The sequence below is a fragment of the Halobellus marinus genome (assembly GCF_032113415.1).
Classification (GTDB): domain Archaea; phylum Halobacteriota; class Halobacteria; order Halobacteriales; family Haloferacaceae; genus Haloquadratum; species Haloquadratum marinus.
On the sequence record NZ_CP134946.1, the window covers coordinates 732542 to 759052 of the forward strand.

Here is a 26511-nt window from a genome sequence, read left to right on the forward strand (position 1 = left end):
ACGGCGGCGCTTCGTCCCGAATTCGGGTCCGATGAACGGTTTCCGATATGAAAAACGATTAGAGCCCGCGATAAACGCTATAATCCGATTTCCTGGCCGAGTTCACGTCCACGACGCTAACCCCGAACCTCCCGTAGGCACAGGTGAGGCGAAAGAGAATGCCCACCAGAACACTCGGACGCACGCTGTTCGTGGCGCTTGCGGTACTCGGTCTCGCACTCGCCGCCCCCGCAGTGGGTGCACACGGCGACGCCCCGGCGACTGACGAGGCACCGACGACCGGCACGAACGCGACGGAACAGGGCGGGTGGATGCTCGGGAAGCTGACCGACCGGCTGGGACCGGACGCCGCCGAATGGATGGCGTCGCACGCCGGAATGTCCGGTGATCGGCTCGGCCCCTGGGCACACGCCGCCCACGGCGGCGACCTCGCACCCGAGGACCAGCACACCAGTGCGGCGCACAGCGATCATCACAACGACCAGGCGCACGGAGACCACTACCGCAACTCCACTCACCAGGGGAACCACAGCGACCAGGCGCACGGAGACCACTACCGCAACTCCACTCACCAGGGGAACCACAGCGACCAGGCGCACGGAGACCACTACCGCAATGCCCCCCACGCCGACCACGGCAGCACCGGTGCGCATCAGCAGGGGCACGGATGCTAACGTTCGCTCGGCTCAGCGCAACTGAAGCACGCAACCACACCGAATCCACGGACCCACCGACACAATGACTCGCATCACTGACACCCTCGGGGGAATCGCTCGACGAACGACGGCGCTCGCGCTCCCGCTGCTCGGCGTAGCGACGGGTCCGGTCGCTGCTCACACCGGCAGCGGCGGCGGGATGATGGGTGGCTGGGGGCTCTTCGGCGGCACGATGGGCTTCGTCGGCCTGCTCTGGATGGGACTGTTCCTGGGCGTGCCGCTGTTTCTCGTCTACGCGTATCTCGACCGCCGCTCGGACGACCGCGACGAACGGCCGCTGGTCGTCCTCCGGGAGCGGTACGCCCGCGGCGAACTCTCGGATGACGAGTTCGAAGAACGGCGCGAAAAGCTGGATCGCACGCGATGACGGCTCTCCGCCGTCCGTTCAGATTGACACTTCCGGCTTGAGTACGCGCCACGCGACGCCCGGCCGGAGCAGCGAGGTCGGCGGTTGCTCCATCGTCACGACACGGGCGTAGGCGTCGGCCAGCGTCTCGTCGTCGTGTGCTTTCCGCGTCAGGCGTGACAGATACCGGTTCAGGATGTCGGTTCCGGGCGGTTTCGGTCCCGTCGTCTCGGGGAAGCGGAAATCGGTGCCGACGGAGACGTTCCACGCGTCGTCGACGACGCCTTCCGCGCGGTCGAAAAACCGGAGCGCGAGGTCGTCGAGACCGCCTGCGGCGAGCGCGTGATGGAGGGACAGCGCCTCCAGCGCGGAGACCGACATCCCCTGTCCGTAGATCGGGTTGAAGCTCGCCATCGCGTCGCCGAGGACAAGCAAGCCGTCGGGGAATCGATCGAGGTCCCAGTAGCGCCGGCGGACGTTCGCGGCGAACGGGTGCTGTTCGACCCCGTCGGACGTGATCTCACGGTCCGCGAGAAGCCTCGCGATCTCGTCGACCGGCAGGCTCGCAGCGAAGTCGACGAGGCCCGCGACGGTGTCGGGCGGGTGATCGCCGTGCAGCCCCGACAGCGTCACGATCCACTGGTCGCCCTCGATCGGGAGCACGACGGCGTTCCGGGTCCGCGGCGGGCACGGCATCACGTGGAACGCCCGGCGGTCCTCTGCGGGTCGGTCGACGGTGACAGTGCTGTACAGCAGGTCGATCGGGACCTCGTCCTTCGGGGGACGTCGATATCCGTTCGCCTCCAGCCACGCCGGTGTCGACGACGTCCGACCGGTGCAGTCGACCACGAGATCCGCCGACAGTTCCTCGGTGTCGCCCTCTTCGTTCCGGATCCGCACCCCCTCGACCGCGCTCGCCCCGTCGTCGGTGAGATACGCCGTGCGGTGACACCCATCGCGGAGCCGGACGGCATCGAGTCCGGAGAGTGAAGTTCGGGTGACGTGCTCGAACAGCGGACGGCTCGCACAGTACATCGGCAGGTGGTGGTCGCCGTCTGCGACGAAGTCGCCCTCGTCGTAGAAGTTGAAATCCGCCGAGAGGTCGATCGTCTCCGCGCCGGCGGTGACGAGGTCGTCGCCGTAGCCCGGAAACAGGTCCTCGAGCGTGTCTCGCCCGGCCTCAAGCAGCGCGTGGACGTGCCGGCCCTGCGGGACGCCGCGACGGGTGTCCGGATCCGACGGCAGGGAGTCCCGCTCGATTACCGTCACCCGCCCGAAGGCGTCGGAAAGCACACTGGCCGCGAGCATTCCGGCCATACTTCCCCCGACGACGACGGCGTGGTCGCCGACGGCCCCGATGCGGCTCTCGTCGTACGCTGGAATCGTCGCCACCGTCATCTTTCAGTTCTCTCGTGTGGGGTCGTTCGGCTCGTCGGGTGTAGGGTCGCTCGGCTCATCCGAGATGCTCCAGGAGGTGATCGGTCACTTCTTCGGCATACTCGTGGTGGACCCAGTGTGTCCCCTCCGAAATGCGTTCGAGCCGTCCGTCGTCGCAGTACTGGATGCTCTTTTCGGCCATCTCCGCGAGCAGGTACTCGTCGCGCTCGCCCCAGATTACGAGGGTCGGCGCTTCCACGCGCTCTCTCGGCGGATCCTCGCGATACCGGAACAGCGCGCGGTACCAGTTGATCATCCCGGTCAGTCCCCGGTCCCACACCGCCCGGTATCGCTCGATGTCCGCCTCGGAGAAGGTCCCCGGCTTCGCGTTCCGGAAGCTGTCGACGAACGGCCGGTAGTCCACCTGTGCTTGGACCCACTCCGGGATTCGCGGGAGCTGGAAGTAGAACATATACCAGCTCTTCGCCAGTTGCCGCGGATTCGACGTCAGCGTCTCCTGAAACACCGTCGGATGCGGGACGTTGACGATGCCCAGATGGTCGAGGTACGCCGGCCGCCGGAGCGCGAGGTCCCACGCGACGCCCGCGCCCCAGTCGTGCCCGACGACGTGGGCCGACTCCCGGCCTTCTGATTCGATCAGTTCGGCGATGTCACCGGAGAGTTCGGTGATCCGGTAGGCGCGAACGCCGTCGGGCGCCTCGCTGTGGTTGTAGCCGCGCTGGTCGGGAACGAGTACGCGGTAGCCCGCATCGACCAGGGGCGCGATCGAGCGGTGCCAGCTGTACCAGAACTCCGGGAATCCGTGGAGCAAGACGACGAGGGGATCGTCCTCGTCGCCGGCCGTGACGACGTGCAGGCGGACGCCGTTGACCTCCCGGTACTCCGAGGAGACCGCGGGATCGTCCAGTATCGACGCGTCGGTCGCGGGTCGGTCCGACATCCTCACAGCACCTCCCTGGTGGTAGGGGCGGGCGAGGCCACCGGTCCGAGAACCATCACTCGGGGGTCCGACTTGGGACGAATCGGGAGTCCAGGTCGGGTATGGATCATAATGGACGTTCGGCTTATGTAATAAAATAAGTACGGCACTGCCACCGGACCGCTCGCGATGATCCTGTGTTGGCTGCTCGGCGACGCTGGTGACGGTGTCTCTCAGTGACGCTTGAAGCGGGTTGTCCTCCCCTTCTGGCTCCTGTGTCTCCTCACCGCGGAGCGACGAATTTCGTGCTATGGTCTGTCTCCGAAAGGCGAATCTCACATCGGGCGGACGGCCGCAAATTCCGGACGTGACCGGCCTGCGAGGGTGGCCGGTACTATCCGATGTGCCTTTCCGGATTGACGGCGTTTCGTATAGTATGACCACGAAGTCGTCTGCGGTTCGAGGCGGGAGTGCGCTGTTGAATCCGGTGAGAGATGTATGACACGCAAAGACGAGTACTACAACAGGGCCAAACAGGAGGGCTACCGCTCCCGGTCGGCGTACAAACTGAAGCAACTCGACGAGGCGGCGGGGCTGTTCGGCCCCGGAAACACGGTCGTCGATCTCGGCGCGGCGCCCGGCGGCTGGCTGCAGGTCGCCGCGGAGGCCGTCGGTCCCGAGGGCACCGTCATCGGCGTCGACTTCCAGCGCATCCGCGATCTCGACGCCGGGAACGTCGAGACGATCCGCGGCGATATGACCGACGAGGAGACGAAGGCGAAACTCCGCGAGCGGATCGGCGAGAAGGGAGCAGACGTCGTCATCTCCGATATGGCGCCGAATATGACCGGCGAGTACTCCGTCGATCACGCCCGTTCTGTCCATCTCGCCCGGCAGGCCTTCGAGGTCGCCTGCGAGCTGTTGCCGGCCGGGGGCGACTTCGCGGCGAAGGTGTTCGACGGCCGCGACCTCGACGCGCTCCGCGAAGAGATCGACGCCGAGTTCGAGTACGTCCGGTCGATCCACCCGGAGGCGTCCCGGGACTCCTCCTCGGAGCTGTATCTGGTCGGGAAGGGTCGCCTGACCGCGCCGGTTGCCGAGGGCGAGGAACGCGACGTCGTCGTCGACGACGTCGGCAGCGAGGGCGACGGCGTCGTCAAGATCGACGGCTACACCCTGTTCGTGCCGGGCACCGAGACCGGCGACTCGGTCCGGGTGCGCGTCACCGACGTCAAGCCGAACTTCGGGTTCGCCGAAGTCGTCGACGGCTGATTCGTCGACGCCTCGGCGGTCATACGGTTCGTATAGCGAGTCACACCCGACTCGCTCAGTCGGCCGCCCACGGGTCGCGGTCGCGGTCGATCCCCGACCCGCCGAAGGCGGAGACGACGGCGTAGACGAACGGCGTGTCCACCAGCGCGATCAGGAGTTTCAGCAGGTACTGGCCGACGATCAAGGAGAGAATCACCGGAACCTCGAACGGATCGCCGAACCCGAGTACCCGCGGGGCGAGGTAGAACGCGACCGTGACGAAGAGCACGGTGTCGATGGCCTGGCTCGTCGCCGTCGAGACGATATTCCGGAGCCAGAGCATCGACGGGCCGGTGATCTCGCGGATGCGGTGGAAGACGAGCACGTCCCAGTTCTGACTCACCAGGTACGCGAGCAGGCTCCCGAGGACGATGTTCGTCCCGGGCGCGAGCACCGCACGATACTGGCCGGCGGCTTCGGGGTTCGCCGCGGGCGCCAGGATCGTACTCCAGACCAGCAAAAGGAGGACGAAGTTCATCGCGAACCCGACGTTGACCATCACCTGCGCCGCTCGCTGACCGTACAGCTCCGAGTAGCAGTCCGACGCGAAGAACGTCAGCGCGTACGCCAGCGCCGCGCCCGGGAGGATGATACTCGCTCCCGTCACCGGCAACTTGGTCGGGAGACCGAACATCAGGAGCTTCGACGCGGTCAACTGCGCCGTCGTCAGCGCCGTCACGAAAAGCGCCACCAGCGCGATCTGCCCCGCCTGGACGCGCCCCTCATTCATCGTCGAGCCTCCCGTGGCGGGAATCGATCTCGTCGAGAATGTCGAGCGTCTTGCGGATCGACGCGCGGACCGCGTCGCTGCGGTTGACGAATTTCCCCCCGTCGCCGACGTGGTCGTCGAGATCCTCCAGCAACTCCGCCGGGATCTCGACGCTTATCTTGGGCATATCTGGGGATTCCCCCGAGAATATTTAGGTGTTCGCTCTCGTCGCCACCGCAATCGGGGAATCGGGGCAGACACTATATCCACGGCTGACGGAGGACCAATCGACCGATGACCACGACGCCAGAGGCGTACGTCACCATAGCCGGTGAGAGTTCCGTCCGGATTCCCGTCCCGCTTCCGACGGACCACGGGTACGAGACGGCGACCGTCGAGGGACGGTTCCAGTGTTCGTCAGGTGAACTCGTCGCCGAGGGGTGGACCGGCCTCGCCGTCGGCGCACTGCTTATTGCCGCCGACACGCCGGACGACACCACGCACGTTCAGGTGGAGGGCGCGGACGGCTTCACCGTCTGTGTTCCGGTCGAGACCGCCCTCGACGGCGTGCTCGCCTTCGGGGAGAGTGAGGGCGCCGTTGCGTCCAGACCGCGGTTCGCGGGCCCCGGCATCTCCGGCACGCGCACGGTGAAGGGAGTTCGGCGCATCTGCCCAGTCACGCTCGATCCGGGTGAACATCCCGAAGCGTGGGAGGATCTCAAACTCCCCGCCGCCGACGAGTAGGTTCGAACGGGACGGGAACAATCGGCATCAGACTTCGACGCTTCGGGGCGGTGCCAGGTCCCGCCGCCCGCCGAGCGTGAGCACGAACAGGACGCCGAGTCCGATCCCGTACGCCGCCATCAGCGGAATCGTCACGAGAAACATCGTGAGCACGTCAGCAGGGGTGAAAAGCGCCGCGATGGCGAGAATCCCGACGGTCACTTCCCGCCAGCGGCCGCGCATCGTGCGGTAGCCGATCCCGGCGCTGTTGAGCAGGATCATCAGGATCGGCACGTCCGCGAGGATGCCGATGCCTGCCGTGGTGAAGAAGATGAGCCAGAAGAAGTTGGTGATGCGGTAGGCGATCACCATATTCGCCTGGACGGCGTCGTTGACCAGCCACGAGATGACTCCCGGCGCGATGGTCGTGTAGCCGAGGACGAATCCGCCGAGGAGGCCGGCGGCCAGGGCACCCGTCCACACGAACACCGCCCGGCGGCGCTGGTTGATGATGTTCCGCTCTCTGAGCGCCGGCCACGCGTAGTACGCGATCAGCGGGGCCGTCACGATCCCCGCGATGATCGTCGAGAACTTCACCTCGAACACAAGCGCCTCCATCGGATGGAGGGCAACGACGTTGAGCACGTCCTCCGGGGTCACCTGTGCGGGCAGGCGGCTGAGGAAGTCCTCGTAGACGCGCTTGATCCCGCCCGTGTACAGCCAGCCGAACGTCCCGGCGAGGACGAGCATAAACACCCCGACGACGCGGAAGGCGTTGGAGGTGACCGAATCCAGAATGAAGGTGAGGTCGGTGTAGTAGCCGCCGATGTCGTCCTCGTCGTCGTCTTCACCCGCGGCTGCTGCCTCGTGGTCGACAGTTGCAGCAGTCTCGTCTTCCTCCTCGTCGGAGAACGCCTCGAAGAACGCGTTGCTCGCGCGTGAGGCCCGGTCGCCGATCGATCCCGTCGCGCTCTGCTTTTCAGACACCGTCTCACCGGATGCCTGCTCGCCCTCCGCCGCCGAATCCGCCTCACCGTCGTCGGCCTCGTCGAAGCGATCGACGATGGCCTGCGCTTTCGCTTTCTCGCCCGCATCGAGCGCTTCGCCGGCGGCGTCCATCGCCTCGGCCTCGTCCATCGCCTCGAAGACCTCCGGGGGTGCGGCGCGGACGCCGTCGGCGTCGAGGTCGGCGACATCGATCTTCGTTGGATCGCCCACGCCAGCCTCGACGATCGCGAGATCGTCGAGATCCTGATACACGAAGAAGCCGACCGCGACGGCCGCTGCAGCGAGCCCGGCGAGGAGCACGTACACGCCGAGCACGACCGACGACGACGGCGCGTAGACGCCGTACTGGCTCCCGATCGCGTCGAGCCCCTGATTGACGAAGCCGACGCCGCCGCGCTCGAAGAAGGCGTAGACCACCACGCCGCCGAGGACGGCGGTTCCGGCGATCGCGTTCCAGTGGCGCCTGACCGTTCCGGGCACGTCCATCTGTTCGCTGCCGCGGCGGGCGGTGGTGACGACCTTCGCGAGATAGAGGCTGACGCCGTAGAGCGTCAGCACGGGGATCGCCCACATAATCTGGGTGAACGGGTCCGGCGGCGTGAAGAGCGCCCCGGCGGCGAAGACGCCGACGACCGCGTACCGCCACTTGTCGCGGAACGTCTCGTAGGGGACGATCTCCGCGTAGGAGAGGCCGGTCATCGCGAGCGGTAACTGGCTCGCGAGACCGAACGAGGCCGTCAGAAGGAAGATGAACTGCGCCCACTTGACGATCGAGTAGGTCGGCGAGAAGCCCGCGGCGATCGCGTTGCTGGCGAGGAAAGAGAAGGTAAAGGGGAAAAAGACGTAGTAGCCGTAGGCGACGCCGGCAACGAAAAGCGTCACCATCCCCAGCAAGATGAGCGACAGCTGCCAGACCGGGACCGGAGACGAGGGCCACAGGTCACGTTCCTTCAGCGCGTCACGGGAGAAGTAGACGAACGCGGGGAGCGCGAGCACGACGCCGACGACCAGCCCAATCTTCGCCTGCAGGAGGATGACGTCGAACGGCGTCTGGGCGATGATCGAGACCTGGCCGCTGATCCCCGCCGACATCTGCGCCCGCGTCACCGACTTCAGGAAGTCCCAGACGTACAGACGGAGCGCGTAGAACGTGCCGAGAAACCCGACCAGGAAGAAAACGAACACCTTCTGGAGGTCCTTCTGCGCGGCTCGAAGCATCGCGCCAGCGGTCTCTCGACCGGCGTCGAGCGTCTCCCTGGTATCGTCGTCGAGCGCGCTGGACATAGATGAACTCAACCTTTTCGCGGTTATCAATCTTTTCGACCACGCGTCGCGTGATGTCGTCCCCGCGAGTGCCGCTGTGCGGACAATCGACCCCCGGAGCAGCGACCCACTGTTCGCCGGGGCACTGAGGCTACTACAAGCGAACCGATGCGGAAAGGCCTATAAGAACCGGGCGGCGATTCTCGGGTGAATGGCCGACGATCCGGAGCAGGGGGACGAGGCGCCCGACAGCGACGCCGGAGTCGCTCCCTCCCCTGCGGACGACTCCGAGACCGACGCGGCCGACCCCGCCGAAGACGACGCTCCCGAACCTGACGCCGACACCGACAGCGCGGACACCGACGATGCGGACTCCGAGACGGATCCATCTCCGGAGGAGTCGGACCCGTCGACTGTCGAGGAACTGCGAGCGGACGCGGGGGCGGACGATTCGACCGAAACCGCTGACGGTCCGGCGGGCGGTTCGGACGACGATAGCGACAGTTCAGACGGCTCCGACAGCGGTAGCGGCGAGGATACCGAATCCGTTGGAGGCGATTCCACCGAAGAGACGGACGAGGATTCGACCGGCGAGCCAGGGGAGGAGACGGAGAGTGAGCCGCCGGCGGACGAGCCGGCCGGCGAGGACGAATCGGGAGCCGCCGCCTCGGATGACACCGACGAAAACGAGGCCGACGCCGACGCTGACTCGGATGGCGCTGTCGACGAGGGAGTCGACAACGATGCCGACGATACGGACGACGAAGCCACCGATGCCGACGATACGGACGACGAAGCCGCCGAGGCCGACGATACGGACAACGAAGCCACCGATGCCGACGATGAGAACTACGCTCTCGATAACGAGACCGAGTTCGCCGACGGGGAGGACGAAGAGACCGACGCACCCGACGAGGACGAAGACGCCGCGGACGACGAACTGACCGACGAAGCCGGGGAGACCCCCACCGGTGACTCTCCGGACGGCGATACCGAGGACATCTTCACCTCGCTGGACGCGTCGGCGGACGGCCCCGAAGACGGCGACGAAGACGAGGCCGACGAGTCGTCGGACGCGGCCTCATCGGCGGCTGCGGACGAATCCGCGGCGGGGACGGACGGCGGAACTCCGGCGAGCGTCGACGACGTCGCCACCGGCGCCGTCGACTCGCCCGACCAGCTCGTCGATGCGGGCGACACGTTCGAGCCGGACGGTCCCGAGAGCGACGAGGAGATGCCGCTGGCGGACCACATCGAGGAGATGATCCGCCGGCTGGCGGTCGTTCTCGGGATCGGCGGGATCATCACGCTGCTTCTGTACCCCGGTGCCGACCTCGTGAACTCGGCGTTCGGGCTCGACCTCGTCAGTTCCACGGAGGTCATCGACTTCCTGTGGAACAAACACGTCCCCGGCGCGCCGGAGTTGGTCGATCGGCGGCCGCGGGTCTACGGCCCGTTGGAACTGCTGTTGACGGAACTGAAAGTCGCCGCGCTCGGCGGCCTCATCATTGGACTGCCGGTGTTCGTCTACGAGACGTACCTGTTTATGCGGCCGGGGCTGTACCGCCGCGAGCGCCGGTACTACCTCGCGGCGGTGCCGACGAGTCTTGTCTTGGCCTTCGTCGGGATTGCCTTCGCGCACTTCCTCGTCCTGCCGGCGATCTTCGCGTACTTCACCTCTTATACGACCGGGACCGCGATCGTCGCGTTCGGTCTCAAGGAGACGTTCAATCTCATTCTCATCCTGATGGGCTACAACGCCATCATCTTCCAAATCCCGCTTTTCGTGATGCTGGCGATTATGATGAATCTCGTCACGCGCCAGTGGCTCGAAGACCGGCGGCTGCTCTTCTGGGGGACGTTCCTGGGACTCGCGTTCCTCGTCAGTCCCGATCCGACCGGGATGGCGCCGATCATCATCGGTGCGACGATGATCGGACTGTTCGAGGGGACGCTCCTGGCGCTGCGGTGGACCGCAAGCGGGTCGCTGATTCCCACCGCGGAGAAACTGTCGGCCCGCCGCCCCCACGCCGTCGTGCTCGCGGCGCTCGTTGCCTACCTCATCAGCCCCCTGCCGGTCCCAGCGGGGTACTTCGATCTGCTGCCTCCGGTGGTCGTCGAGACGCTCGCGGCCAACGACCTCGCGGTGTACACGCCCCTGTTCGTCGCGGGCATCCTCGTGGGTGTCTTCGAACTCGTTGCGCTCCTCCTGCGCCGCTTTGGTCGCTCGGAGCGGGCACTGCGGGCTCGTCTCGCCGTCGATGACGCTCGCCGTCCGGTGTGGCTGCTCGCCGCCGTCGTGGGCTATCTCGGCGGCCCCGACCCTGTCGTTCTCCGGTGGGCCGCCGAGGTGAACCTGCGCCCGGCGCTGGCCGGCGGGGTTGCGGTCGTGCTGATACTCGGATACGAGGCGCTTCGCCTCCTGCTCGCCTCCCGTGCGGATCGTGGGACCTGAATCGGCGCCGACAACGCTCCTATTTGCCCGTCGGGTAATCGGCGTCGAAGACGTTCTCGACGACCGGGTCGCCGCCATCCCCGTCCGCTCGTTCGTCGTCGGGACTGACGCTGCCCGTTCGATAGCCGTGAAGATCTAACGTCACGTGCTCGAATCCGAGGTCCGACAGCCGCTCGCGGACGGCGACGACGAAGTCGTGGTCGAGTGCCGCATCGAGTTCTTCCGTAGCGATTTCGATGCGGGCGAGGCCGTCGTGATCGCGGACGCGGAACTGCGAGAATCCCCACTCTCTGAGTGCGTTCTCGGCCCGCTCGACGCGGGTGAGCCGTTCCTCGGTCACGTCCAGTCCGGTCGGGATGCGCGAGGAGAGACACGCCATCGAGGGCTTTTCAGCCACCGAGAGTCCGTAGGCGTCGGCGATGGCGCGGACCTCCTCTTTCTCGATGCCGTGCGCCGACAGCGGCGAGCGGACGTCCAGTTCCTCGACAGCCTGGAGCCCCGGCCGGTGGCCCGATCCGTGGTCGGAGGCGTTGGTGCCGTCACAGACCGTTTCGATGCCCAAGTCGGCGGCGGCCTCGTACATCCGGCCGAGGCGCATCGTCCGGCAGTGATAGCACCGGTCGCCGTCGTTCTCGACGAAGTCGGGGTTGTCCAGTTCGGAGAACTCGACGATTTCGTGGTGGATCCCGATCTCGGCGGCCACGCGGCGGGCGTCGTCGAGTTCCGCCGCCGGGAGCGTCTCGGATTTGGCCGTACACGCCACCGCGTCCGCACCGAGGGCGTCGTGAGCGAGTGCGGCCACGACCGAGGAGTCGACGCCGCCGGAGAACGCCACGAGGACGCCGTCGCAGTCGGAAAGCGAGTCGCGGACGGCGTCGGCCTTCGCTCGGATCGTCGGGTCGAGAGCGCCGTTCGCTGCTGCCGACCCGCTGTCCCGGTCGGTCCCCCCGTCCGCACCGCTGTCGCTGGCGTCGACGGCGGCGTCCGGATCCGCATCCGGCTGTGATTGCATACCCGGGCTATCGCGCGCAGCGACAAAAACACGTTGTCGTCGATCACCGGCGATGGCGTGTCCGGACTTGGTACCGGGCGGAAACTGAGGGCGCGCCCGCAACACCCGTAACGTTTTGTCGGATCGGGAGCGAACGGACCCTCGAATGGAGTTCGAGGCGATCCCGGGCGTCGGCACGAAGACGGCGGCGGCGCTGTCGGAACTCGAAGACCCGGAACGGGCGCTCAGCGAGGGCGACGTCGCCACCCTGGCTCGCGCCCCGGGGCTCTCTGAGGGGCGCGCGGCCGCCGTCGCCCGTGGTGCCATCCGGCGCCGACACGACGACGACGGCGGCTTTCTGGCGACTGATCGGGCGCGTGACATCTACCAGGACGTGCTTGACCTCCTCCGCGACCGGACCGTCACCGACTACGGGGCAAAGCGCGTGGCGACGTTCTACCCGACGCACTCGGCGTCGCGGATCGCCGAGGTACGGGAGTTCGTCGAGCGCGCGACACGGCGAGATCCCGAACCGGCAGTCATCGAGGCGCTCGACGGGCTGGAACCGCTCGCGCCGCCGCCCACGCGGCGGGTCCGCGACCGCTGTCTCGCCACCGCCGACGCCGAGCGCTTCGCCGCGGCCGAGGAGTCGTTCCCCGAACTTTCCGTGGAGGTCGTCGACGACACCCGCGATCTCGCCGAACTCGCCCGCTCCTACGCGACGGTGATCGCTCTCGACGAGCAGTTCGCGGGCGTCGACGTCGACGGCGACGTCCGAGTCCGCCCAGACGCGATGGACGAACCGGACGAGATCGTCCCCGAGCGCGTCCTCGCCTTCTTCGCCGAGAACCGCTCGCGGATCCTCGCGGCCGCGGAAGTCCACGAGACGGCCGATCTCGACCCGCCGTGTGACCTCGACGCGTTGCGCGACGTGCTCGATCGGCTAGCCACGGATGGTACCGTCGTCGGCGACGCGGAACTCGACCGCCTCACCACCGCCGTCGACGACCTCGACGCGGCGGTCGCAACCGCCGAGTCCGTCGCCAACGACCGCCTCCGCGAGGCGATCCGCGAGCGCGACGTGACGATCGAAGGGACAGACTTCCTCTCTCTGGTGGAGCAGGGCGCCCGCGTCGACTCGCTGCTCGGCCGGGAACTGGACGACGAGTACGACGATGCCGTCGCGGCCGCCCGCGAACAGTTCATCGACGCCCTCGATCTCCGCCCCCAGGAGGCGGATTTCGCCGAGCGGACGTTCCCCAACGATCCCACGTTTCCGGTCGAACACGAGGAGGCGGTGGTCTCGCGGCTCCGGACGGAGTTGAAAACCGCCCGCGATCGCCGGGCGGCCCGCCTGAAGCGCGAACTCGCGGCCGACCTCTCGGCGCTCCGGAAGCCGGTCGAGACGCTCGTTCGCGACGCGCTCGAACTGGACGTCGAACTCGCCGTCGCGCGGTTCGCCGAGGACTTCGACTGCACGCTGCCGGAATTTGTCGACGGGCTGGACCCCGACGCAGGCGACGACTCCGAGGCCGATCCGCCGGACGGCTCCGAGTCCGATTCGTCGGACCCCGCGGGCTTCACGATCGCGGGCGGTCGCTCGCCGCTTTTGGATGTCCACTTTTCGGACGTCGAGCCGGTCGACTACGGCGTCTCGGGGGTGACGCTCCTCTCGGGTGTCAACTCAGGTGGGAAGACCTCGACGCTGGATCTCGTCGCGCTCGTGGTCGTCCTCGCCCAGATGGGCCTGCCCGTCCCCGCCGAGCGGGTCGAACTCGAACGCTTCTCGGAGTTGCACTACTACGCGAAGACCCAGGGCACCCTCGACGCCGGGGCCTTCGAGAGCACACTCCGGGATTTCCGCGAACTGACCGACGGGGCGGCGAACCGACTCGTCTTAGTCGACGAACTGGAGAGCATCACTGAACCCGGCGCGTCGGCGAAGATCGTCGCCGGCATCCTGGAGGCGCTCGACGACCAGGCGGCGACGGCCGTCTTCGTCTCACACCTGGCAGGGGAGATCCGCGAGGCCGCCGGGTTCGACGTCGCGGTCGACGGCATCGAGGCGCTGGGCCTGGAAGACGGCGAACTCGTGGTGAACCGCTCGCCGGTGAAGGATCACCTCGCGCGGTCGACGCCGGAACTCATCGTCGAGAAGCTGGCCGATGGGGACGAATCGGGCTTCTACGACCGGCTTCTGGAGAAGTTCTGAGCGGCCGTCGGCCCTCCGCATCCGACCGGTGGCCGATCCCGCACGACTCTTTCGTGGGGAGACTGCGCTTCCGCAAGACCGCGGCGGGGACCCGAAAACATAGACGTCTCGCTTGGCTTGTTTCACTGTGGTCCCGGTATGAGTCACTCGAACCCTCCACATCGGACGCTGAAGGTGGCGCTGATCGGTCTCGTTGCAGCCCTTACGCTCGTCGACGCCGCGTTACTCGTCGCGGCACCGACGACGACGTCGCGAGCGGAGTTGCTTCGACTCCTGCTGGCGATCGGCGCGTTCGGCGTGCCGTTCCTCGGCTTCCTTCTCGGATTCGCAGAAAGACCGCTGTACGCGGTGGGTGGAGCCCTCTCGATCCCGTTCGTAGCGTTGTACGCCTACACCGGGCTGTTGCTGCCGTGGACGCAGCTCTCGTTCTTCCTTGGGCAGTTCGGACTCGAACTGCTGCTCTCCGTCCCGGTCCTGGGAGACCCGCTTGCGACGGCTCTGTTCGGCGGCTTCACGCTCGGGCAAGCGACGCTGCAGGCCGCATTTCGGTATCACTACGCCATCGTTGTAATCGCCTTCGTCGGCGTTGCCACCGCAGCCGGAACAGTCGGTTTGCGACGGCTCGTGTCCGTGCGATCGGGAGACTCTCCAGAATAGCTGCCCACCTCGTGGCTTTTTTGCGCTGCGCTTCGATCGCTCGGTATGGTCCCCGGTGATCCCTCCCGCCCCTCTACGAGAGCCGACTCGGACGAACCGTTCGGTGACGGCGTCGACGACGCCACGTACGACCTGGTCTACCGCGCGACCCGCGATGCGATCTGGGACGTGGTCGGCACGGCGACACTCATCCTGTTTTATCTGGCGCTTTCGGCGATCGGTCTCTCGGTCGCGGTCGGCGGACTCGGTCCGTTCGTTCGCGGGTCGGCGGCGCCCGCCGCTCTCGTCGTCGGCGCCGTCGGACTCGCGGTCGGGTTGCTTGCCGCTCTCCGGACCTATCGGCTCGTCACCGAGTGAGCGGTCTGCGGCGCCCGGTGAGCCGTCTCTGGGGAACGGTTAAGTGGGCGCCTTGCCGTGTTTGTACCGATGAGGGACGACCCCGACGAGGGGATGCTGTCGTGGGACGAGACCGTCTTCCGCGACGAACACGTCTTCGAGATCGATTACGTCCCCGAGACCTTCGAGCACCGCGAGACCCAACTGGAGAGCCTGAAGTACGCGCTCCGGCCGGCGGTCCGCGGCTCCCGACCGTTGAACACGATGGTCCGCGGGCCGCCCGGGACCGGGAAGACCACGGCAGTCCAGAAGCTCTTCGGCGAACTCGGCGCCCAGACCGGCGTCCGGACCGTCCGGGTCAACTGTCAGGTCGACTCCACGCGCTATGCCGTCTTCTCGCGGATCTTCGAGCACATCTTCGAGTACGAACCGCCCTCTTCGGGGATCTCGTTCAAGAAGCTGTTCGGGCAGATCACCGACCGCCTCGTCGAGGAAGACGAGGTGCTCGCGGTCGCCCTCGACGACGTGAACTACCTGTTCTACGAGAACGAGGCCTCCGACGCCCTCTACTCGCTGCTCCGTGCGCACGAGGCGCATTCGGGGGCGCGCATCGGCGTCATCGTGGTCTCGTCGGATCTCACGCTCGACGTCATCGAGGAACTCGACGGCCGCGTGCAGAGCGTCTTCCGGCCGGAAGAGGTGTACTTCCCGGTCTACGACGTCGACGAGATCGTCGACATCCTGCGGGAGCGCGTCCGTCGTGGTTTCCACGACGGCGTCGTCGGCACTCAGGAACTCGACCGCGTGGCCGAACTCACCGCCGAAAGCGGGGACCTGCGCGTCGGGATCGATCTGCTGCGTCGTGCGGGGCTCCACGCCGAGATGCGCGCAAGTCGCACCGTCTCCGTCGAGGACGTCGAGGCCGCCTACGAGAAATCGAAGTACGTCCACCTCTCGCGGAGCCTTCGCGGGCTCTCCGAGCGCGAGTGTGAGCTCGTCCGCGTCGTAGCCGAACACGACGGTGACCAGGCCGGCGACGTCTACGAGGCGTTTCACGAGGAGACGGGCTTAGGCTACACCCGCTACTCCGAGATCGTCAACAAACTCGACCGTCTGGGCGTCGTCGACGCGGATTACGCTGAAATCGAGGGCCGCGGCCGCTCGCGGTCGCTGTCGCTCGCCTACGACGCCGACGCCGTGCTCGAACGATTATAATCGATTCGAGTAGACGGCGACACGGTGCTCGAACGGTCCGAGTCGGCGGCGAACCCCGATAGGGATCCGAAACGGGCGACCGGGAGCGGAAGTTTTGTGCCGGCGCTCGCCGAGACGACGCGTATGAAGACGACCGGCGGCACCGACGACCAGAAGCGACGCGCCGGCGAACGCGCCGCCGAACTCGTCGGCGACGGGGACGTCGTCGGGCTCGGCACCGGCAGCACCGCTGCGTACGCGATCCGCGAGATCGGTCGACGCGTCGACGCGGGGCTCGACGTCCGCGGCGTGCCGACGTCGTTCGATTCTCGTGCACTTGCCCGGGAGGCCGGAATCCCGCTCCGTTCGCTGGCGGACGTCGACGGCGTCGACCTCGCGATCGACGGCGCAGACCAGGTGGACGACGACCTGCAAGTCATCAAGGGTGGTGGGGCGGCACACGCCCGCGAGAAAGTGATCGCCGCGGCAGCAGCGAAGTTCGTCGTCGTCGCCGACCCCTCGAAACCCGTCACGACGCTCCAGCGACCCGTCCCGGTGGAGGTGTTGCCCGACGCGTACGCGGCCGTCGAGCGGGATGTCGACGAACTCGGGGGAACGGCGACACTCCGTCGCGGCGAGGGCAAGGACGGACCGGTCGTCACCGACAACGGGAACCTCGTCCTCGACTGTGACTTCGGACCGATCGACGATCCCGAAGCGCTGGCAAGGGTACTGTCTCCGATACCGGGCGTCGTCGAACACGGCCTGTTTGTCGATCTCGCCGAGACGGTCTACGTCGGAACTGACGACGGCGTCACGGTTCGAAGGCGGGACTGACGGCTGGTCGGCGTCGCTACCGCAAAAAAACGGATCGGATCGTCCCGAGTTACAGGTCGCGGGGCTGCACCGTCTTTCGGTCGTTCTGTTCCGCGCGACGGGCAGCGTCTTCGAGGAGTTCGGTGACTTCCTCGTCGAGTGCACCGTAGAAGTCGGAGGCTACGTTCTTGTCGTCGAGCGCTTCTTTGACGGCCGCTTTCACAATAAGGTCTGCCATACAATACCTCCTATACCGGCCCTATATAAAAATATTTTCCAAAACGGCGGCGTCTCCGTCCCTGCGTGTCGTCTACAGGGTTTCCTATGGGAATGATTTATATACTGGGCTCCATAATACCCCCAGCCGCTCTATTTCCGACGCTCCGTCGCTGTGACGTCGCACATCGGGCAATCCCTCATATGCTCGGCTGCGAAAACTTCGTTTGCAACGAAGCGACAGGTACGTGACGCTCGGCTGCGGAAGGCCTGGTATGCGTGAAGTGCTCGAAGCCGTCGCAGCGGGCGATCTCTCCCCCGCTGCGGCCGAACGCCGGCTCGCCGGGTACGTGACGACCGATGCGGGCCGATTCGACGCGGCTCGCGAGCGCAGACGGGGCGTTCCCGAGGCGATCCTCGCGGCCGGAAAGACGCCAGCGGAGATCGCAGCGCTCGCGGCGGCCGCCCTGGAGGCGACCGGGCTGGCGCTTCTCACCCGCGTCTCCGAGGACGACGTCGCGGCCGTCGCCGAGGAGACCGACGCGTCGGTCGAACTGACCCACGACGAGCGTGCGCGGACGCTCGTGGCGCGGACGCCCGCCTCCGACCCGCCGACGCTGGATGCGACGGTCGGAATCGTGACCGGCGGGACAGCGGACGCGGCAGTCGCGGGCGAGGCTGCGGCCGTGCTCGAAGTGATGGGTGTAAGTGTCGAGCGGCTCGAAGACGTCGGGGTCGCCCACCTCGGTCGGGTCATCGATCACCTCGACCAGCTGCGGGCGGCCGACGTTCTCGTCGTCGCCGCCGGCCGCGAGGGTGCACTCCCGACTGTCGTGGCCGGCCTCGTCGATACGCCGGTGATCGGTGTCCCGGTCTCGACGGGGTACGGACACGGCGGCGACGGCGCTGCGGCGCTGTCAGGGATGCTCCAGTCCTGTACGGTGTTGTCAGTCGTCAATATCGACGCCGGATTCGTCGCCGGGGCTCAGGCGGGACTCGTCGCTCGCGCGGTCGACGAAGCCCGCGGCGACGACTGAACGAGGATCTTCGGCCGTGTGCGACAATTGCAAACAAACGGACTGCTCTGGCGACTATTTCTGGACGTTCGGAGGGGTCGCGCGCGTGCGCGAGAACCCATATAAGTGCCGCGTTCGTACGGAGGGTACCGGCATCTGGTGGCTGCCGGACACACGTATGCCAACTTGTGACCATTGCGGGTCACACGTCTCCGATCGCTTCGCGCGCGTGTTTGCCGATCAGAACGGGCGATTGCTCGCCTGTCCAAACTGTTCGGCGAACGCGGGGATCGCGGAGGTCGCACGGCGGCGCACCCGCACAGCGTGACCACTGAAGCGGACGCAGACCACCACGCGAAGCCGTGTTCCGCTTTCTCAGCTCGGACGGGGTAACCCGTCCAGCGTCCTTTCGGGGGAGCGACGGCGCTGTCTCGCCCGGCTGTTCGTCGTTGTCCGTTTCGAGCACTGCGCGTAGCGCCGGACCGGAAGGGATACCTGTGTCTCGGCGAACCATCCATCGATGGGTCCCGATATCCTCCTGACCAACGACGACGGTATCGACGCGCCGGGGCTCGCCGGGCTCCGGACCGAACTCACCGCCTTCGGCGACGTCACCGTCGTCGCGCCCGACGGCGACAGAAGCGGGGTTGGCCGGACCCGGAATCACACGACTGTCATCCGCGAGCACCCGTGGGGCTACGCTCTCACCGGGACGCCGGCCGACTGCGTGGCCTACGGTCTCCGGGGACTCGACCCCGACTTCGACGTCGTCGTCTCCGGCGTCAACAACGGACCGAACGCCGGCAACTATGTGGTCGGACGCTCCGGAACCGTCGGCGCGGGCATCGAGGCGGCGTTTCTCGGCACGCCTGCGCTCGCGATCTCGGCGTACCATTCGACGGACTTCTTTCTCTCGCCACCCGAGGAGTACGACTTCGCCCGTCCGGCTCGGATCGCCCGGCGGCTCGTCGAACGCGCGCTGGAGGCCGGTGTCTACGAGGATGTCGATCTGCTGAACGTCAACGCACCCGTCGATGCGTCGTCGCCGCCGGTCATCCTCACTGAACCGCACCACGACTACGAACAGGACATCGAACAGATCGATCCCGGGAACGACGAGCACGGCGACTTCGCCGACTGGGATCTGGGTCCCGACGAGCGCCTCGTCCGCCTGCACGATGAGACGTGGCCCGGCGTGGTCGGCTGGGAGAACCCGTTTCCGCCGACGGAGGAGCATCGCCGCCGGTACCCGGTCGGATCGGACCGTCGCGCGCTCGTCGACGCCGCGGTCAGCGTCTCGCCGCTGTCGGTGAAGCACGCCTCACCCGACAGCGCGGCGCTGGCGGACGTCGTCGAGACGATCGACGTCGAGTGACCGGTACGATGTCCGAACGCGATTCCGAGCGCGAGGCGACCGCGGCCGACGGCGACGAGTCAATCGTCGATCAGGACGGATCGGGCGATTCCGGAGGGAACAGCGGCCACTACGTCTACGTCTTGTCGTGCGCAGACAGCACCCTCTACACCGGATACACGACCGACGTCGAGCGCCGCGTCGCCGAGCACAACGCCGGCGAGGGGGCGAAATACACCCGTGGCCGGACGCCGGTCGAGGTGGTTCACGTCGAGTCGTTCGCGTCGAAGTCGGCTGCGATGTCCCGGGAGTACGATATCAAGGAACTGTCGCGTCACGAGAAGGAGCGGTTGGTCGGACTCGACTGAGGAGAGACTCCCTCCGACGACACACCGACGCTCGACACTATTCGGCCTGTTCCGCTTCGAGTGCTTCGAGCGTCCGGTAGGCCTCGACGGCGTAGGTCATCGCAGGTCCTCCGCCCATCACGACGGCGATCTTTAATGCGTCGACGATCTCCTCGTGCGTCGCACCGGCATCGAGTGCCGCATCGGTGTGCCAGAGGATGCAGTGATCACACCTGACGACTACCGAAATTGAAAGCGACATCAGTTCTTTCGTCTTGTTGTCGATCGTCTCGGTCGCTTCTGCGGATTCGACGAATCCGACGAACGATTCGAGTTCCGGTGCCTCTTCGATCAGATCGCCCAGCGACTCCTTGAGGTCTGTGAGCTCTTCTGTGCGGGACATCACCCCAAACATCGTCGAGATATCATATATATCCCAAGTGAGATTCTCACGACTCTGGATGCAGCCGCCGCGCCTCAGCGACGACGGCCGCGGCCAGTTCGTCGAGGCGCTGACGAAGGTCCCTATCGGTGAGCGTCTCGCCATCGAACTTCCTTGAAGCGCCACGGATCCCGACCTGCTCGGGGACCGTATGCCCGTGAACGCCTCGGACCGTACTCCGGAGGTGTTCAAGCGCCGGGCCGTAGGAGCCGCCGCCGGCGGTCGCGACGAGACCGACGGCGGTGTCCGAAAAGTCGTCTTTCGAGCAGTAGTCGTGGAAGTTGCGGAACGTCGATGAGTACGAGCCGTGGTAGACCGGCGAGCCGATCACGACCGCCTCGGCGTCGCGAACCTGACGTGTCAGCCGCCGGGAGTCGCCCTGCTCGTCGATGTCGGGGTGGTACAGCGGGAGATCGACGGCGCCGAGGTCGATCAGTTCCGTTTCCACGCCCTCTTCGCGGGCGGCCGAGAGAACGACCTGCAGCGCATTCCTGGTGGAACTGTGCTCGCGCCGACTGCCGGAGACCGCGACGACGGTGATCATCGTTCGCGTTCGGAGGCGGACGGCGAAAAGCCCGACGGCGGGACCGGATTCACACCGTTTCCGGAGACCGACGCTTCCCCTCGCAGGTAGCCTGGGACAGTTGTAGCGAACAGCCGGCACGACCGCTCCCCGCGCCGACGTGCCGGGCAATCGCGTCCCGGCGCGGGGCTGACGTTACGTCACGGGGGCTGTGGTCCCGGCTTCGGTTATAAATCTGAGCCGGCGGATCACCGCTCCAGCGATGCCACGACGTCGTGCGCCGCACCTTTTTGTTCGACGCCGGAAACAGTCCGGATATGGACGCCATCTCCTTTGGCACGGACGGCTGGCGGGCGACGCTGGACACCTTCACTCACGACCGCGTCCGGATCGTGGGACAGGCGGTCGCCGACTATCTTACCGACCAAGGTCACGAGGACCCCGTCGTGATCGGCTACGACGCCCGCCAGAGTTCCGAGGGGTTCGCCGATTCGCTGGCGGACGTGCTCACGGGGAACGGCTTCGACGTCCTCCTCCCCAGGCGGGACTGTCCGACGCCGCTCGTCTCGTACGCCATCGTCGAGCGCGGGCTCTCCGGCGGGCTGATGATAACGGCGTCGCACAATCCCCCCGAGTACAACGGCGTGAAGTTCATCCCCGCCGACGGCGCACCGGCTCTTCCGGCGGTGACGGAGGCCGTCGCCGACCGGCTCCGCGAGCCGGTGCGTCGTCCTGAATCCGAGCGCGGGACCGTCAGACGGGTTGATCTCGTGACGCCCCACGCCGAACGCGCCCGGGAACTGGTCGACGCCGACCTCTCGGGGCTGACAGTCGTCCACGACGCGATGCACGGCTCCGGGCGCGGCGTCACCGACGAGCTCCTCCGATCGGCGGGCGCGGAGGTGCTCAACGTCCGCGACGATCGCGACCCCGAGTTCGGCGGCACACCCCCCGAACCGAGCGCCGAGAACCTCGAACCGCTCGTCGCGGCAGTCGACGACTACGACGCGGATCTGGGGGTCGCGAACGACGGCGACGCCGACCGCGTCGCGTTCGTGACGCCGGAGCGCGGCCACCTCGACGAGAACCTCTTTTTCGCCGCGCTCTACGACTACCTGCTGGAATCCGACGCCGGCCCGGCGATCCGGACGGTCTCGACCACGTTCCTGATCGACCGGATCGCAGAGGCACACGATCAGGAGGTCTTCGAGACCCCGGTCGGCTTCAAGTGGGTCGCGGAAGCGATGGCCGACCACGACGCCCTCGTCGGCGGCGAGGAGTCCGGCGGCTTCTCGATCCGCGGGCACGTCCGCGAGAAGGACGGCGTGCTGATGGGCCTATTCGGCGCCGCTGCGACGGCCGAAGAGCCGATGGACGCCCGCGTCGACCGCCTCCTCGACACCCACGGCGACATCGTCGCCGACAAGATCAGCGTCGTGTGTCCCGACGCGGAGAAGGTGCGCGTCATCGAGGAGCTCGAAGACGTCATCCCCGAGGAGGTCGCCGGCCGCGACGTCGCCGACGTGGTGACGCTCGACGGCTTCAAACTCCTCCTTTCGGACGGCTCGTGGCTGCTGGTCCGGCCGTCGGGCACGGAGCCGAAGATGCGCGTCTACGCCGAGGCGTCGAGCCGCGAGCGCGTCGATACACTGTTGGACGCCGGCCGCGACCTGGTCGAGCCGCTCATCTGAGGAGGCCGCAGAGGCGGGTGTCGCCGGCAGGGTCGCGTCCGCCCTCACGCTCGCGAATCTCGAAGCCGAGGGCCGCGTAGAACGGGCGCACCTGTTCGCGGAACCGTGCGGCGAGCGGGCCGTCTGCTCGTTTTGCCGCGGCATCGACAAGCGAGCGGCCGATCCCCCGGCCCCGCCGGGACTGGTGGACGGCTATCTGTTCGATCTCGGTCGGGGGCTCGGCGGGCGTGCACTCGTCGGCAGGCCACAGTGGCTGCTCCGCTTTTTCGCCGCTCGCAAGGATGCAGGCGCCGACGATCCGCTCGTCCGGCGGCGACGGGCTATCGTCTCCGCCGCCGAACCCGTCGACGACGGCGACGAGCGCGTCGCCCTCGCTGATCCGCCGGCGCGTGCGCTGACGGTCGAATTCGAGCATCGCGGCGTCGAGCAGCCGGACGACATCTTCGGCGTCGCCGTCGGTCGCCTCGCGGACCTCGTGGCGCACGGAAGGAGGTCGACCGCAGAGCCGGTTAAAACTCGCGTCCGTCGCCCGCGCCGCCCTTGATGAGCCTGAGCACCCGAATTTGGGCGGCCTCGACGGGCTGATCCTCCGGCACGGGCGTGCCGTCGACCATCACCGACACCTCGTGCGGCGAGTAGCCGACCGCGCGGACGACGTCGGCGTAGGTGTCGCTGTCGTCGACGTCGACCTCCTCGGTGCCCTCGCCGACGACTTCGACGGTCACGCGCATACGGCGGCTTCGGGCGTGGCGGGCTTGCCGGTTTCGCTTCGGGGCCGGGCGATGCAGGATGCTCGTCGCTGTCGCCGACGTCGCAGTGGGGGGTCGTCGCCGTCGGCTCGCCGTCGTCGTCGAAACGCGGGTGGTTTATGAACCATCGGGACCCTCTCACCCGTATGAGCGAGGGCGACGCCTCGGCCGAGGCGAACGCGGGACGCGAGATCTGGATCGAGAAGTACCGGCCCGAGAGCTTCGCGGACATCTACGGACAGGAGGAGATCATCGGCCGACTGCGGTCGTACGTCGAGCGCGACGACCTCCCCCACCTGCTGTTTGCGGGCCCGGCGGGCGTCGGGAAGTGTGTGACGGGGGAGACACCGGTCCTCACAAACCGCGGAATCGAACGGATCGATTCGATCGTGGGGGATATCGAGGGCTTCGGAGAACCTGCTTCCGACGTGAAGATCCTCTCACTCACCGATTCCAACGAGTTCGAGTACGTCCAGCCCTCTCACGTCTTCGGGAAGGAGGCGACAGAACTCCGACGCATCGAGACGCGGGACGGGAACACGATGGAGGTCACCCCCGAGCACAAGCTCCTCGTGCTGACGAAAAACGGTCTCACGTGGAAGACGGCAGACGATGTCACCGACGGCGATCGGATCGCCCGACCGAGACAGGCACCGACTCCGTCCTCGGAAGGTACTGCCGATAGCGACCTAGACTGGCTCGGTGACGTCGACAACGAACGGATTCGCGTCCACGTCACGGCCGAGTTTGCGGCCGACGCCGGGTTCTCAGACACAACGATCTCCCCCGCGGAACTCCGTGCGCTGGACGTGGAGACCGACGCACTCAGATCTGGGATCCGATCGATCCAGTACGTCACTGCAAGAGGTAAGGCCTCACGTCCGATCACGCCGCCCCGGCAGGTGACCCCGGAACTGGCTCGATTTGTCGGCCTCGCAGTCGCCGAAGCCAACATCGACAACAGTCGGGTTAAATTCTACAATACCGACCGAGACCTCTGCGATGCGTTCGATCGGACGGCGAGATCCCTTTTCGATCTCGAACCCGATCGCGGAACCCAGAAAGGAGTCCCGTACGTCGACGTTCGCTCGAAAACGCTCACACACTGGCTCAGTACCGTATTCGACGTGTTCGCGAGTGCGAGCGGAGGCTCCGGAATCGGATCGGCGATCGCAGCAAGCGACGACGAGAGCCGTGCAGCTTTCGTTCGCGCGATGTTCGACGGCGAAGCGTACGTTTCCGATCACGGTATTATCGAACTGACACAGAAGAACGGCGACCACATCACGCTGCTCTCGTATCTTCTTTCCACGTTCGGGATCCCGAGCCGTCGGGGAACCGAGATGAAAGCCGCCACGAACGGCACCGGTATCGAACGTGAGTATCACGTGCTGAGTATCTCAGGATCTCCAGCGATTCGGCGGTTCGCGGACGTGATCGGATTCAGTATCGATCGCAAACAGGAACGCATCGAAAAACACGCAAAAAAGAAGTCGAATCCAAATCACGATACGATACCCCGACAGCGTGACGCTCGGCGGCTGTGTGAAACGCTGAACCTCCCGATTCAATCGTACATTTCGGACACACGTAATCCGGATAATCCGGGACGAAGTGCCCACCAGTCGGAACTCACGCGGATCGTCGAGGCAGCGACCCAGCGCATCGAAACGGCACAGGAGACTCTCTTGAGGGTCGAACAGCTCTCGGCCGAACTCGAACTCGCCACCGGAACTCCGGCCAAGTGGCTGGATACGCGACAGACGCTGGAGCCGATCGAAACCCGACGTGAACTCTCCGCTTCGACTGGTGTTCGAAGCGATCGGCTACTTGAGTATGCGGACGGTCGGCGTACGCCGTACGCGTCCCGAGTGACTGGGCTTCTCTCGCAACTCGAAGGCGACAACGACACGTCGGCCACGGCGGGGGAACTCGACCGTCCGGATCTCGAACACCTTCAGCGAGAACTGTCCGCGTGTATCGACAGTCTCGGCGTGTCCTACGAGCGTATCGCGAAAAACACTGACATTCGCGGTACTGACGTGGGAGAACTCCTGACTCGCGACGACCACGCGCTCGGATCGCTCGTCAGATACGAAACCGTCGCACAGCGGGTCCGGACGTTGGCCACCGAGATGCTCTCGCTCGACGTGATCGAACGTCTCGATTCGCTCTCCCGGGTTGCGGATTCAGACCTCTATTACGACGAGGTGACCGGAACCGAAACGATCGAAGAATCTCGCCGGGTCTACGATCTCACCGTTCCCTCATCGCGGAACTACGTCGCGGGCGAGGTCCCGACCGTGATGCACAACACCACCGCTGCGACGGCTATAGCCCGCGAGATCTACGGCGACGACTGGCAGAGCAACTTCCTCGAACTCAACGCCTCCGACGAGCGCGGCATCGACGTCGTCCGCGACCGGATCAAGAACTTCGCGCGGGAGTCCTACAGCCCGGGGTACGACCACACGATCATCTTCCTCGACGAGGCCGACTCGTTGACGTCCGAGGCTCAATCTGCGCTCCGGCGGACGATGGAGCAGTTCTCCGACAACACCCGTTTCATCCTCTCGTGTAACTACTCCTCGAAGATCATCGACCCGATCCAGTCGCGGTGTGCCGTCTTCCGCTTCTCGCCGCTTTCGGACGACGCGATCCGCGGCCAGGTCCAGGACATCGCCGACGCCGAGGGCATCGAGGTGACGGATGACGGCCTCGACGCGCTCGTATACGCCGCCGATGGCGATATGCGCCGCGCGATCAACTCCCTGCAGGCGGCGGCGACGACGGGCGACGTCGTCGACGAGGAGGCGGTCTACCTGATCACCTCGACGGCCCGCCCCGAGGAGATCGAGGCGATGGTCGAGGCGGCCATCGACGGCGACTTCGCGACCGCCCGGTCCCGCCTGGAGTCGCTGCTCGTCGACACCGGGATGGCCGGCGGCGACATCATCGATCAGCTCCACCGCTCGGCGTGGGACTTCGACCTCGACGAGCGGACGACGATCCGGCTGATGGAGCGGATCGGCGAGGCCGACTACCGGATCACGACCGGCGCAAACGAGCGAATTCAACTGGAGGCGCTGCTGGCATCGTTGGCGGCCGAGGAGTAGCGG

General features: G+C 66.5%; 26 protein-coding genes and 1 pseudogene. 16 read left to right on the forward strand and 11 right to left on the reverse strand.

From position 1 onward, the window contains the following. Nucleotides 1-158: 158 nt before the first annotated feature. Both RJT37_RS03770 and RJT37_RS03775 read left to right on the forward strand, forming a co-directional pair. Nucleotides 159-674 (forward strand): hypothetical protein, encoded by a 516-nt coding sequence (locus RJT37_RS03770; RefSeq protein ID WP_313687938.1) that lies wholly within the window; start codon nt 159-161, stop codon nt 672-674. Between the two features lie 64 nt (nt 675-738). After that, nucleotides 739-1083: an SHOCT domain-containing protein gene (locus RJT37_RS03775; protein WP_313687939.1), complete on the forward strand. Its 345-nt coding sequence runs from the start codon at nt 739-741 to the stop codon at nt 1081-1083. A gap of 18 nt (nt 1084-1101) precedes the next feature. On the opposite strand, the gene RJT37_RS03780 is transcribed toward RJT37_RS03775, so the two are convergent. Beyond that, nucleotides 1102-2460, reverse strand: a complete 1359-nt coding sequence (locus RJT37_RS03780; protein WP_313687940.1) for an FAD-dependent oxidoreductase — start codon at nt 2458-2460, stop codon at nt 1102-1104. 55 nt (nt 2461-2515) lie between these two features. Then, nucleotides 2516-3400: an alpha/beta fold hydrolase gene (locus RJT37_RS03785; protein ID WP_313687941.1), complete on the reverse strand. Its 885-nt coding sequence runs from the start codon at nt 3398-3400 to the stop codon at nt 2516-2518. A 477-nt stretch (nt 3401-3877) separates the two neighbouring features. On the opposite strand from RJT37_RS03785, the gene RJT37_RS03790 reads away from it, so the two are divergent. After that, on the forward strand, nt 3878-4651 hold the full coding sequence (locus tag RJT37_RS03790) for an SAM-dependent methyltransferase (RefSeq protein WP_313687943.1): 774 nt from the start codon (nt 3878-3880) through the stop codon (nt 4649-4651). 55 nt (nt 4652-4706) lie between these two features. On the opposite strand, the gene RJT37_RS03795 is transcribed toward RJT37_RS03790, so the two are convergent. Next, complete coding sequence (locus RJT37_RS03795; RefSeq protein ID WP_313687944.1) at nt 4707-5420, reverse strand: queuosine precursor transporter; 714 nt, start codon at nt 5418-5420, stop codon at nt 4707-4709. After that, nucleotides 5413-5586, reverse strand: coding sequence for a ribbon-helix-helix domain-containing protein (locus RJT37_RS03800; RefSeq protein WP_311170390.1), 174 nt, complete (start codon nt 5584-5586; stop codon nt 5413-5415). Before RJT37_RS03800 ends, RJT37_RS03795 begins: the two co-directional genes overlap by 8 nt. Before the next feature lie 107 nt (nt 5587-5693). Here RJT37_RS03800 and RJT37_RS03805 point away from each other — a divergent pair, with 107 nt between their 5' ends. Beyond that, nucleotides 5694-6143 (forward strand): molybdopterin-dependent oxidoreductase, encoded by a 450-nt coding sequence (locus RJT37_RS03805; RefSeq protein WP_313687945.1) that lies wholly within the window; start codon nt 5694-5696, stop codon nt 6141-6143. 27 nt (nt 6144-6170) lie between these two features. On the opposite strand, the gene RJT37_RS03810 is transcribed toward RJT37_RS03805, so the two are convergent. Next, nucleotides 6171-8414, reverse strand: coding sequence for a twin-arginine translocase subunit TatC (locus RJT37_RS03810; protein WP_313687947.1), 2244 nt, complete (start codon nt 8412-8414; stop codon nt 6171-6173). A gap of 1189 nt (nt 8415-9603) precedes the next feature. On the opposite strand from RJT37_RS03810, the pseudogene tatC reads away from it, so the two are divergent. Then, nucleotides 9604-10374: pseudogene (gene tatC, locus RJT37_RS20585) on the forward strand (twin-arginine translocase subunit TatC); the annotation flags it as partial. Nucleotides 10375-10867: 493 nt separating this feature from the next. Here the strand turns inward: tatC and larE are convergent. After that, a complete protein-coding gene (larE, locus tag RJT37_RS03820; protein ID WP_313687949.1) occupies nt 10868-11860 on the reverse strand; it encodes an ATP-dependent sacrificial sulfur transferase LarE in 993 nt (330 codons plus the stop codon). A gap of 145 nt (nt 11861-12005) precedes the next feature. Between larE and RJT37_RS03825 the strand changes: the two genes are divergently transcribed. From RJT37_RS03825 to rpiA, 5 genes are all read left to right on the forward strand, one after another. Beyond that, entirely contained in the window at nt 12006-14051 is a 2046-nt protein-coding gene (locus RJT37_RS03825; protein ID WP_313687950.1) for a MutS-related protein, read from the forward strand. Between the two features lie 138 nt (nt 14052-14189). Further along, complete coding sequence (locus tag RJT37_RS03830) at nt 14190-14708, forward strand: cytochrome b N-terminal domain-containing protein (RefSeq protein WP_313687951.1); 519 nt, start codon at nt 14190-14192, stop codon at nt 14706-14708. 45 nt (nt 14709-14753) lie between these two features. Further along, entirely contained in the window at nt 14754-15065 is a 312-nt protein-coding gene (locus tag RJT37_RS03835; RefSeq protein ID WP_313687953.1) for a hypothetical protein, read from the forward strand. A gap of 69 nt (nt 15066-15134) precedes the next feature. Further along, nucleotides 15135-16259, forward strand: a complete 1125-nt coding sequence (locus RJT37_RS03840) for an ORC1-type DNA replication protein (protein WP_313687954.1) — start codon at nt 15135-15137, stop codon at nt 16257-16259. Between the two features lie 123 nt (nt 16260-16382). Further along, nucleotides 16383-17075, forward strand: coding sequence for a ribose-5-phosphate isomerase RpiA (gene rpiA, locus RJT37_RS03845; RefSeq protein WP_313689839.1), 693 nt, complete (start codon nt 16383-16385; stop codon nt 17073-17075). A 49-nt stretch (nt 17076-17124) separates the two neighbouring features. Here the strand turns inward: rpiA and RJT37_RS03850 are convergent, their stop codons facing one another. Continuing rightward, nucleotides 17125-17292: a DUF1931 domain-containing protein gene (locus tag RJT37_RS03850; RefSeq protein WP_311170399.1), complete on the reverse strand. Its 168-nt coding sequence runs from the start codon at nt 17290-17292 to the stop codon at nt 17125-17127. Nucleotides 17293-17545: 253 nt separating this feature from the next. On the opposite strand from RJT37_RS03850, the gene larB reads away from it, so the two are divergent. The 4 genes from larB to RJT37_RS03865 all read left to right on the forward strand — a co-directional run bounded on the left by larB (nt 17546) and on the right by RJT37_RS03865 (nt 20008). Then, nucleotides 17546-18307, forward strand: a complete 762-nt coding sequence (larB, locus tag RJT37_RS03855) for a nickel pincer cofactor biosynthesis protein LarB (RefSeq protein ID WP_313687956.1) — start codon at nt 17546-17548, stop codon at nt 18305-18307. 157 nt (nt 18308-18464) lie between these two features. Continuing rightward, nucleotides 18465-18614 carry a DUF7563 family protein gene (locus RJT37_RS20590; RefSeq protein WP_425604687.1) on the forward strand — a complete coding sequence of 50 codons (150 nt, stop codon included), beginning with the start codon at nt 18465-18467 and terminating at the stop codon, nt 18612-18614. Between the two features lie 192 nt (nt 18615-18806). Beyond that, nucleotides 18807-19661 carry a 5'/3'-nucleotidase SurE gene (gene surE, locus RJT37_RS03860; protein ID WP_313687957.1) on the forward strand — a complete coding sequence of 285 codons (855 nt, stop codon included), beginning with the start codon at nt 18807-18809 and terminating at the stop codon, nt 19659-19661. A gap of 62 nt (nt 19662-19723) precedes the next feature. Next, nucleotides 19724-20008 (forward strand): GIY-YIG nuclease family protein, encoded by a 285-nt coding sequence (locus RJT37_RS03865; protein ID WP_313689841.1) that lies wholly within the window; start codon nt 19724-19726, stop codon nt 20006-20008. Between the two features lie 37 nt (nt 20009-20045). Here the strand turns inward: RJT37_RS03865 and RJT37_RS03870 are convergent, their stop codons facing one another. Both RJT37_RS03870 and RJT37_RS03875 read right to left on the reverse strand, forming a co-directional pair. After that, on the reverse strand, nt 20046-20390 hold the full coding sequence (locus RJT37_RS03870; protein ID WP_313687959.1) for a carboxymuconolactone decarboxylase family protein: 345 nt from the start codon (nt 20388-20390) through the stop codon (nt 20046-20048). A 46-nt stretch (nt 20391-20436) separates the two neighbouring features. Then, nucleotides 20437-20973, reverse strand: coding sequence for an NADPH-dependent FMN reductase (locus RJT37_RS03875; protein ID WP_313687961.1), 537 nt, complete (start codon nt 20971-20973; stop codon nt 20437-20439). 296 nt (nt 20974-21269) lie between these two features. Here RJT37_RS03875 and RJT37_RS03880 point away from each other — a divergent pair, with 296 nt between their 5' ends. Further along, nucleotides 21270-22643 (forward strand): phosphoglucomutase/phosphomannomutase family protein, encoded by a 1374-nt coding sequence (locus RJT37_RS03880; protein ID WP_313687962.1) that lies wholly within the window; start codon nt 21270-21272, stop codon nt 22641-22643. Here the strand turns inward: RJT37_RS03880 and RJT37_RS03885 are convergent. Both RJT37_RS03885 and samp2 read right to left on the reverse strand, forming a co-directional pair. Further along, entirely contained in the window at nt 22636-23127 is a 492-nt protein-coding gene (locus RJT37_RS03885) for a GNAT family N-acetyltransferase (RefSeq protein ID WP_313687964.1), read from the reverse strand. The two genes, RJT37_RS03880 and RJT37_RS03885, sit on opposite strands and share 8 nt — an antisense overlap. 25 nt (nt 23128-23152) lie before the next feature. Beyond that, nucleotides 23153-23374 (reverse strand): ubiquitin-like small modifier protein SAMP2, encoded by a 222-nt coding sequence (gene samp2, locus RJT37_RS03890; protein WP_313687966.1) that lies wholly within the window; start codon nt 23372-23374, stop codon nt 23153-23155. A gap of 164 nt (nt 23375-23538) precedes the next feature. Between samp2 and RJT37_RS20485 the strand changes: the two genes are divergently transcribed. Further along, nucleotides 23539-26508: a replication factor C small subunit gene (locus RJT37_RS20485; protein WP_345785382.1), complete on the forward strand. Its 2970-nt coding sequence runs from the start codon at nt 23539-23541 to the stop codon at nt 26506-26508. The last annotated feature ends 3 nt before the right edge of the window (nt 26509-26511 follow it).

What these genes read in the sequence shown, in the direction of transcription:
- RJT37_RS03770 (WP_313687938.1), top strand. Translation starts at nt 159, where the DNA reads ATGCCCACCAGAACACTCGGACGCACGCTGTTCGTGGCGCTTGCGGTA.
- RJT37_RS03775 (WP_313687939.1), top strand. Translation starts at nt 739, where the DNA reads ATGACTCGCATCACTGACACCCTCGGGGGAATCGCTCGACGAACGACG.
- RJT37_RS03780 (WP_313687940.1), bottom strand. Translation starts at nt 2,460, where the DNA reads ATGACGGTGGCGACGATTCCAGCGTACGACGAGAGCCGCATCGGGGCC.
- RJT37_RS03785 (WP_313687941.1), bottom strand. Translation starts at nt 3,400, where the DNA reads ATGTCGGACCGACCCGCGACCGACGCGTCGATACTGGACGATCCCGCG.
- RJT37_RS03790 (WP_313687943.1), top strand. Translation starts at nt 3,878, where the DNA reads ATGACACGCAAAGACGAGTACTACAACAGGGCCAAACAGGAGGGCTAC.
- RJT37_RS03795 (WP_313687944.1), bottom strand. Translation starts at nt 5,420, where the DNA reads ATGAATGAGGGGCGCGTCCAGGCGGGGCAGATCGCGCTGGTGGCGCTT.
- RJT37_RS03800 (WP_311170390.1), bottom strand. Translation starts at nt 5,586, where the DNA reads ATGCCCAAGATAAGCGTCGAGATCCCGGCGGAGTTGCTGGAGGATCTC.
- RJT37_RS03805 (WP_313687945.1), top strand. Translation starts at nt 5,694, where the DNA reads ATGACCACGACGCCAGAGGCGTACGTCACCATAGCCGGTGAGAGTTCC.
- RJT37_RS03810 (WP_313687947.1), bottom strand. Translation starts at nt 8,414, where the DNA reads ATGTCCAGCGCGCTCGACGACGATACCAGGGAGACGCTCGACGCCGGT.
- larE (WP_313687949.1), bottom strand. Translation starts at nt 11,860, where the DNA reads ATGCAATCACAGCCGGATGCGGATCCGGACGCCGCCGTCGACGCCAGC.
- RJT37_RS03825 (WP_313687950.1), top strand. Translation starts at nt 12,006, where the DNA reads ATGGAGTTCGAGGCGATCCCGGGCGTCGGCACGAAGACGGCGGCGGCG.
- RJT37_RS03830 (WP_313687951.1), top strand. Translation starts at nt 14,190, where the DNA reads ATGAGTCACTCGAACCCTCCACATCGGACGCTGAAGGTGGCGCTGATC.
- RJT37_RS03835 (WP_313687953.1), top strand. Translation starts at nt 14,754, where the DNA reads ATGGTCCCCGGTGATCCCTCCCGCCCCTCTACGAGAGCCGACTCGGAC.
- RJT37_RS03840 (WP_313687954.1), top strand. Translation starts at nt 15,135, where the DNA reads ATGAGGGACGACCCCGACGAGGGGATGCTGTCGTGGGACGAGACCGTC.
- rpiA (WP_313689839.1), top strand. Translation starts at nt 16,383, where the DNA reads ATGAAGACGACCGGCGGCACCGACGACCAGAAGCGACGCGCCGGCGAA.
- RJT37_RS03850 (WP_311170399.1), bottom strand. Translation starts at nt 17,292, where the DNA reads ATGGCAGACCTTATTGTGAAAGCGGCCGTCAAAGAAGCGCTCGACGAC.
- larB (WP_313687956.1), top strand. Translation starts at nt 17,546, where the DNA reads ATGCGTGAAGTGCTCGAAGCCGTCGCAGCGGGCGATCTCTCCCCCGCT.
- RJT37_RS20590 (WP_425604687.1), top strand. Translation starts at nt 18,465, where the DNA reads ATGCCAACTTGTGACCATTGCGGGTCACACGTCTCCGATCGCTTCGCG.
- surE (WP_313687957.1), top strand. Translation starts at nt 18,807, where the DNA reads ATGGGTCCCGATATCCTCCTGACCAACGACGACGGTATCGACGCGCCG.
- RJT37_RS03870 (WP_313687959.1), bottom strand. Translation starts at nt 20,390, where the DNA reads ATGTCCCGCACAGAAGAGCTCACAGACCTCAAGGAGTCGCTGGGCGAT.
- RJT37_RS03875 (WP_313687961.1), bottom strand. Translation starts at nt 20,973, where the DNA reads ATGATCACCGTCGTCGCGGTCTCCGGCAGTCGGCGCGAGCACAGTTCC.
- RJT37_RS03880 (WP_313687962.1), top strand. Translation starts at nt 21,270, where the DNA reads ATGGACGCCATCTCCTTTGGCACGGACGGCTGGCGGGCGACGCTGGAC.
- samp2 (WP_313687966.1), bottom strand. Translation starts at nt 23,374, where the DNA reads ATGCGCGTGACCGTCGAAGTCGTCGGCGAGGGCACCGAGGAGGTCGAC.
- RJT37_RS20485 (WP_345785382.1), top strand. Translation starts at nt 23,539, where the DNA reads ATGAGCGAGGGCGACGCCTCGGCCGAGGCGAACGCGGGACGCGAGATC.